The organism is Pseudolysinimonas sp. (genome assembly GCF_031389465.1).
Lineage (GTDB): Bacteria > Actinomycetota > Actinomycetes > Actinomycetales > Microbacteriaceae > Pseudolysinimonas_A.
On record NZ_JANMSQ010000029.1, the window covers coordinates 1 to 6,510 of the forward strand.

General features: G+C 68.2%; 6 protein-coding genes. 3 read left to right on the top strand and 3 right to left on the bottom strand.

The features are described 5' to 3' along the window. Positions 1 to 183 precede the first annotated feature (183 nt). Genes RMO30_RS01170 through RMO30_RS01180 form a run of 3 tightly spaced genes read right to left on the bottom strand, consistent with a single transcriptional unit; the run spans position 184 to position 3,291 of the window. Positions 184 to 1,746, bottom strand: coding sequence for a tripartite tricarboxylate transporter permease (locus tag RMO30_RS01170; protein WP_309708397.1), 1,563 nt, complete (start codon positions 1,744 to 1,746; stop codon positions 184 to 186). Positions 1,747 to 1,756: 10 nt separating this feature from the next. Beyond that, on the bottom strand, positions 1,757 to 2,299 hold the full coding sequence (locus RMO30_RS01175) for a tripartite tricarboxylate transporter TctB family protein (protein ID WP_309708401.1): 543 nt from the start codon (positions 2,297 to 2,299) through the stop codon (positions 1,757 to 1,759). Beyond that, a complete protein-coding gene (locus RMO30_RS01180; RefSeq protein WP_309708403.1) occupies positions 2,299 to 3,291 on the bottom strand; it encodes a tripartite tricarboxylate transporter substrate-binding protein in 993 nt (330 codons plus the stop codon). Before RMO30_RS01180 ends, RMO30_RS01175 begins: the two co-directional genes overlap by 1 nt. Before the next feature lie 155 nt (positions 3,292 to 3,446). Between RMO30_RS01180 and RMO30_RS01185 the strand changes: the two genes are divergently transcribed. The 3 genes from RMO30_RS01185 to RMO30_RS01195 form a co-directional block, all read left to right on the top strand. Then, complete coding sequence (locus RMO30_RS01185) at positions 3,447 to 5,060, top strand: sensor histidine kinase (protein ID WP_309708406.1); 1,614 nt, start codon at positions 3,447 to 3,449, stop codon at positions 5,058 to 5,060. After that, complete coding sequence (locus RMO30_RS01190) at positions 5,057 to 5,728, top strand: response regulator (RefSeq protein ID WP_309708409.1); 672 nt, start codon at positions 5,057 to 5,059, stop codon at positions 5,726 to 5,728. Before RMO30_RS01185 ends, RMO30_RS01190 begins: the two co-directional genes overlap by 4 nt. 47 nt (positions 5,729 to 5,775) lie before the next feature. Continuing rightward, positions 5,776 to 6,510 (top strand): aminotransferase class III-fold pyridoxal phosphate-dependent enzyme (locus RMO30_RS01195; protein ID WP_309708412.1); only part of this gene is annotated, 735 nt, incomplete at its 3' end.

The window sequence follows — 6,510 nt, forward strand, 5'->3', positions numbered from 1 at the left end:
GAAAGCACAGGGACTCCAGTTCTTCTCGAATCGCCAAGGGCTCATCGAGCGGGTTGAGAGCATGAGCGAGACCTGATCGGTCGAACGACGCGAGCGTCGATCGAGTTGCCGCACTCTACTGCGGAAGTACGAGCTGCGACAGTCTCTCAACTTTCGACAATGCCACGAGCTTCTAAGGCAATCTCACTCTCGGGGCGAGTCGGCTGCCTGAGGAACGTCTGGAGTAGCCGCCAGTTCCTCGGCCATCCGCTGCTCGTAGCGCCGGCGTCGGCGCCGCAGCCACAGCCCCGCCCCGATCAGCACGGCCAGCAGCGCGTAGGCCGTCGCGGCGAACGGATGGGTGACGAGTGTCGTGAGATCGCCCTGGCTCAGTTGCAGCGCCAGCCGCATCCGCTTCTCGGCCATCGGCCCGAGGATCAGACCGATCACGAGGGGGGCGATCGGGTAGCCGTAGCGCCGCATGAAGTAGCCGATGAGTCCGATGATGATCAGGATCAGGATGTCGGCGACAGCGAAGTTGAGTGCGTAGGCGCCGAAGGCGGCGAACGTCAGGATGCCGGCGTACAGGTAGGGCCGCGGGATCTGCAGCAGCTTCACCCAGATGCCGACGAGTGGCAGGTTGAGCACGATCAGGATCACGTTGCCGATGTAGAGGCTCGCGATCAGCGCCCACACGAGGGCCGGCTGGTTGGTAAACAGCTGCGGGCCCGGTTGAATGCCGTACGACTGGAACGCGGAGAGGATGATTGCCGCGGTTGCCGTCGTCGGAAGACCCAGGGTGAGCAGCGGTACGAGCACTCCGGCGGCGGCCGCGTTGTTCGCGGCCTCAGGTCCGGCGACGCCTTCGATCGCGCCGCGGCCGAACTGGTTCTTGTGCTTGCTGAGCTTCTTCTCGGTCGCGTAGGACAGGAAGGTGGCGACATCCGCTCCGCCCGCCGGGATGGTGCCGATCGGGAAGCCGATCGCGGTGCCGCGCAGCCACGGTTTCCAGGAGCGGCGCCAGTCGTCTTTCGTCATCCAGGATCGCCAGCCCTTGGTGATCGGGATGAGGTCGATCTTTCCGGTGCGCAGCATCGACGCGACGTAGATCGCCTCGCCGACCGCGAACAGGCCGACGGCGACGAGTACGACGTCGACACCGTCGGCGAGCTGCGGCACGCCCAGCGTGTACCGCTGCTGACCCGACAGCGAGTCGGTGCCCATCAGGCCGATGAACAGGCCGATGCCGAGCGACACCATGCCACGCCACACCGAGTTGCCGAGCAGTGCACCGACGGTGATGAACGCGATCACGATGAGCGCGACGTAGTCGGCGGGCCCGAGTTGTACGGCGAGTGCGGCGAGGGTCGGGGCGAGAACGGTGAGCCCGACCGTCGCGATCGTGCCGGCGATGAACGAACCGATCGCGGCGGTGGCGAGGGCCGTGGCCCCACGTCCCAGCCGGGCCATCTTGTTGCCTTCGATCGCCGTGACGATCGACGCCGATTCGCCGGGGGTATTGAGCAGGATGCTCGTGGTCGAGCCGCCGTACATGCCGCCGTAGTAGATGCCGGCGAAGGTGATCAGCGCCGCCGACGGGTCGAGCGTCATCGTGAGGGGCAACAGCAGCGCGACGGTCATGGCCGGGCCGATGCCCGGCAGCACGCCCACCGCCGTGCCGATGAGAACCCCGAGGAAGGCGAAGACGAGGTACTCGGGGCGGAGCGCCGTCGCGAAGCCCTCGAGAAGCAGGTTGAAGTTGTCCATGGTCCGCGATCTAGATCAGGGGGCCGAGCCACGCGAGCGCGGGGCCGAGGGGGAGGGAGAGGCCGAGCAGCTCGCCGAAGACGATCTGCACGGTGAGGCCGAGGCCGAGTCCGACGAGCAGGGCAACCCACCAGCGCTTCGCGCCGAGCGACCAGGCCGCACCGCCGAACAGCAGCGCAGCGGCGAACGCCCAGCCGATCAGTTCGATGAGCAGCAGGTGCGCGAGGAGCAGGCCGACGAGCTTTGCGATCGTCAGCCAGTCGGGTCGGTGCGACAGGTCGACGTCTTCCGACTCCTCGGGGGAGCCGAGGTGGCCGCGGATCACGCCGATGAGCACGGCGACCCCGGCCACCATGAGGATGACCGCGACGAGAACGGGGAACACGGTGGGGCCGACCCGGTTCGACTCAGGAACGCGGATGCCGAAACTGCCGACGAGGGCGAAGACGCCCAGCGCGATGGTGAGAACAGCGAAGATCAGTTCGCCGATGGGCGCCCGGAGGCTGGACGTCTGACGACGCCCAGCCTCCGGGGTGCTGACAGGGGAGGACATCAGATGAGGCCGATGTCCTTCAGCGTCGTGGTCACATCCGTGATGTTGCCCTCGAGGTAGCTGCTGAACTCGTCGCCCGTGAGGAACGCATCGCTCCAGCCCTTCTCTTCGAGCACGGCGGCCCAGGCGGCCGAGTCGTGCAGCTGGGTGACTAGGTCGATCAGCGCGGCGCGGTCGGCGTCGTCGATCTCGGGCGGGGCGATGACGCCGCGCCAGTTGGTGAGCGACACGTCGTAGCCTTCGTCGATGATCGTCGGCACGTCGGGCAGCAGCTCGACGGGCGCCTCAGACGACACCGCGAGGGCGCGCATCGTGCCCGCCTCGATGTGTTCGACGAACTCGCCGACACCCGAGATACCGGCCGACACGTTGTTTCCGAGCAGCAGGGTCACCGCTTCGCCACCGCCCGAGTTCGGGATGTAGTTCAGGTTCTCGGTGATTTCGGCGGGGCTCAGGCCGGCGGCGCCGAGCAGCAGGCCGACGAGGATGTGATCGGCTCCACCCGCGGACCCGCCGGTGATGGTGACATCCTGACCGTTCTCGACGATGTCGTCGACGAGGTCTTCGAGCGTGTCGTAGGGGGAGGCATCCGGTACCACGACGACGAGCGCCTCTTCGGTGAGTCGCGCGATCGGGGTGTTGTCTTCGATGCGGTTGGCGGAGGCGTTGGTCTCCACGGCGCCGACCATGACGAGGCCCGTCATCATCAGCGTGTAGGGGTCGCTCTCAGTCGCCAGGCTGGCCAGGCCGACGGTTCCGCCGGCGCCGGGGATGTTGGTGACCGGCGCCGAGTCGACGAGGTCTTCTCCGGTCAGGGTGTCGGCGAGGGCACGACCGGTCTGGTCCCATCCGCCGCCGGGGTCGGCAGGAACGATGACGTTGAGGTCGGTGATGGTGACCGTCTCGTCGGGGGTCGACGGGATCGGGGCCGCACAGCCAGCCAGGGCGAGCGCCCCAACGGTTGCGACGGCAGCGAGTGCACGGATACGCATGGTTCTCCTCATTGAGCTTCGTTCCGGATGCGTCGTCGCACCCGGTGGTGCTGACCTCGGACGCTAGGGTGCCGCCGGGAGACCGCGCTATTTCCGTAACTATTGGACGCGGCGCAGCCTCGTCGCGCGCGGCATTCGTCGGCGAGAATGGCGGAATGCGGTCGATGACGCTGCGGGTTCAGCTACTGCTGTTGCAGGTGCTGATCGTTTTGGTCGTCACCGTCGGCACGGGGTTTTTCGCCGGGGCGCTCCAAGAACGCGCGATTCGCGATGCCTATCAGGACCGCATGCAAGCGGTCGCCCTCTCGGTGGCACGGCTGCCGGCGATTCTCGAGGCCCTCGACGACGAGGAGCCGGCCGAGATCATCCAGCCGATCGCCGAGGTCATCCGTGAGGCGTCGAACGTGACGTACGTCGTCGTGACCGATGCCGAAGGCATCCGCTACTCGCATCCCAACCCGGAACGGATCGGCGAGATGGTCTCAACCGATCCATCGGTTCCGCTGTCGGGCGAGATCTATGTCGGAACGCAGACCGGCACGCTCGGCCCCTCATGGCGGGTGAAAGTGCCGATCTGGCTGGATGGCGAGATCGTCGGCACGGTGTCGGTCGGGATTCTCGAATCCGAACTGTCGGCTGAGTTCGTCTCCAACCTTTACTGGTTGCTCATCGCCATGGGTGGATCAGCGGTCGTCGGGTCGCTCGGCGCGGCGCTGGTCACGGCGATCATCAGACGGCGCATCTACCGGCTCGAGCCGAAAGAGATCGCCTCCCTGGTCGAGAACCGAGAAACGACCCTGCATCGGTTGACGGAAGGAGTCGTGACCGTCAACGAGAAGGGCACGATCGAGTTGGTCAACGACGCCGCCGCGACCCTTCTCGGGGCTCAAGCTGACGACCTCGTCGGCCGCCCGGCGACGGAGGCCCTCGGCGGAGCCCTCGCCGAGGTTCTCGAGCAAGGCGAGCAGGAGGGTCGACTCGTGCTGGCTGGTGAACGAGTGCTGATCGCCCGAAGCACCGGAGCTCGCCACTCGGGCGAGGCGGTCGCTGCGACGCTGCTGCTGCGCGACCACACCGAGCTTCACGAGACCCTGCGGAGAGTCGACGGAGCCCAATCGCTCACCGAAGGTCTGCGCGCGCAGGCACACGAGTTCGCCAACGCGATGCACGTGGTCGCGGGTCTGCTCGAGATCGGGCGCGGCGACGAAGCGCGCGCTTTCATCGCTCGCCGCACGCCCGGCGGTTCGATCGGGCTCCGCGATGATGCCACCCTGCTCGGCGACCCCGAGCTGACGGCGCTGTTGTCAGTGAAGGCCGCCCAGGCGCGCGAACTCGGCATCGACCTCGATGTCTCGCAGTCCGGTTCGCTCGCGCGGCCGATCAACCCCGACCTGGCGGTCGACCTGGTGACGATCCTCGGCAACCTCGTCGACAACGCGATCGAGGCGTGCGGGGTGGGCGATCGCATCGAGGTCGCGGTCGAGTTGAGGGCAGCCGAGCTCGGCGTCACGGTCGACGACTCGGGATCCGGGGTGCCGGAGCATCTGCGCGGCTGGATCTTCACCGAGGGGATGAGCACGAAGGGGCCCGACAGCGAGCCTCAACCGGGGCGAGGAATCGGGCTCGCCCTCGTGCGGCGCGTGATGGAGCGGCGCCGCGGGTCGATCGTGGTCGAAGAGGCACCGCTCGGCGGCGCGCGGTTCCGGCTCACCATCCCGCTCCCGGCTCGGCGGAGCCCTCGCAAGCAGACCGCAACGGCGGCGGGATGAGCGAGCCGATTCGAGTCCTGATCGTCGACGACGACGAGGTGGTCGCCCGACTGCACGAGGCGTTCCTCGCCTCGATCGAGGGTTTCGTGGTGTGCGCGACTGCGGGAACCGGGCCGGATGCGGTTGCCGCCATCCGCACCACCGCTCCCGACATCGTGTTGCTCGACATGCACCTTCCCGGCTTCTCAGGGTTGGAGGTGCTTCGCGTCGTTCGAGGCGACCCGGGTCGCCGCTTCGAGGTCATCGCCGTCACCGCGGCTCGCGACGTCGACACGGTACGTGAAGCCCGTCGCGCCGGCGTGCGGCACTATCTCGCCAAACCCTTCTCGTCGGATGACCTGCGCCGCCGGCTCGTCGACCTCAGAGACGAATCAGCGGTGGCTCGTACCCCGGCGCTGGCGCAGGCGCAGATCGACGACGTGATGGCCTCCCGAAATTGGACGGGAACGTTGCCGAAGGGGCTCAGCCCCGAAACCCTCGAGGCAATCCGGGTGGCGCTGGGCGAGGTGCCGGATGCTTCGGCCGCTCAGTTGGGTGACCACGTCGGCCTGTCGCGGGTCAGCGCGCGACGCTACCTCGAGCACCTCGTCAACGGTGGCGCGGCCACGCGTGCCCTCGACTACGCGTCGGCGGGGCGACCGACGACCCGCTACCGACTCACCTCCTGATCTGCCCGGCGGTTCGCCGCCGGTGGAAACCCGGGGGACTATGGACCGTGGCCGAACTCACCGCTGCCGTCATCGATCGGCTCACCGTACGCGGCACACCGCTCGTCGAGCGCCTGCAGTTTCTGCCGGCTCAGGCCGCGGCGACTGCGGAAGCGGTGCGCGCCGCGCGCGCTGCAACCGGGCGCGACCTGATCGTCACGTTTGCCGGGCACGACCACGGGCTCATCGAGGCGCCGTCGCTCGTGGTCGCCTACAACGACCTCGATGCCGTGCGCGACGCGTTCTCCGAACATCCCGGTCGCATCGCCGCCGTCATCACCGAGGCGGCCGGAGTGAACGCCGGCGTGCTCGCGCCGCTGCCCGGGTTCAACGGGGCGCTCGCCCTCGTCGTCCAGAAGCGTGGCGCGTTGCTCGTGCTCGACGAGACGCACACCGGCTTTCGGGTCGGCCCGGCTGGCTGGTGGGGGCTCGAGGCGGCGGGAGTCACCGGCAGCACCGGTTGGCGACCCGACCTGGTGATTCTCGGCGGGTTCGGGGGCGGAGCGTCGCTCGCAGCCCTCGGCGGACCAGCGGTGATCCTCGGGCGTGGGCCGGTCGCGTCGCGCGCGTGGAACGCGGATGCGCGCGAAGCCGCCCTTGCGACGCTTCGACACGCGACCCCCGAGGTCTACGCACGTGCCGACCGCGTGGCCGACGTGATCACCATCGCGCTGCATGAGTCGCTCGCGGCCGCGGGAGTCGCCCACGTCATCCCGCGGGCCGGTTCCCTCTTCTCGGTCGCC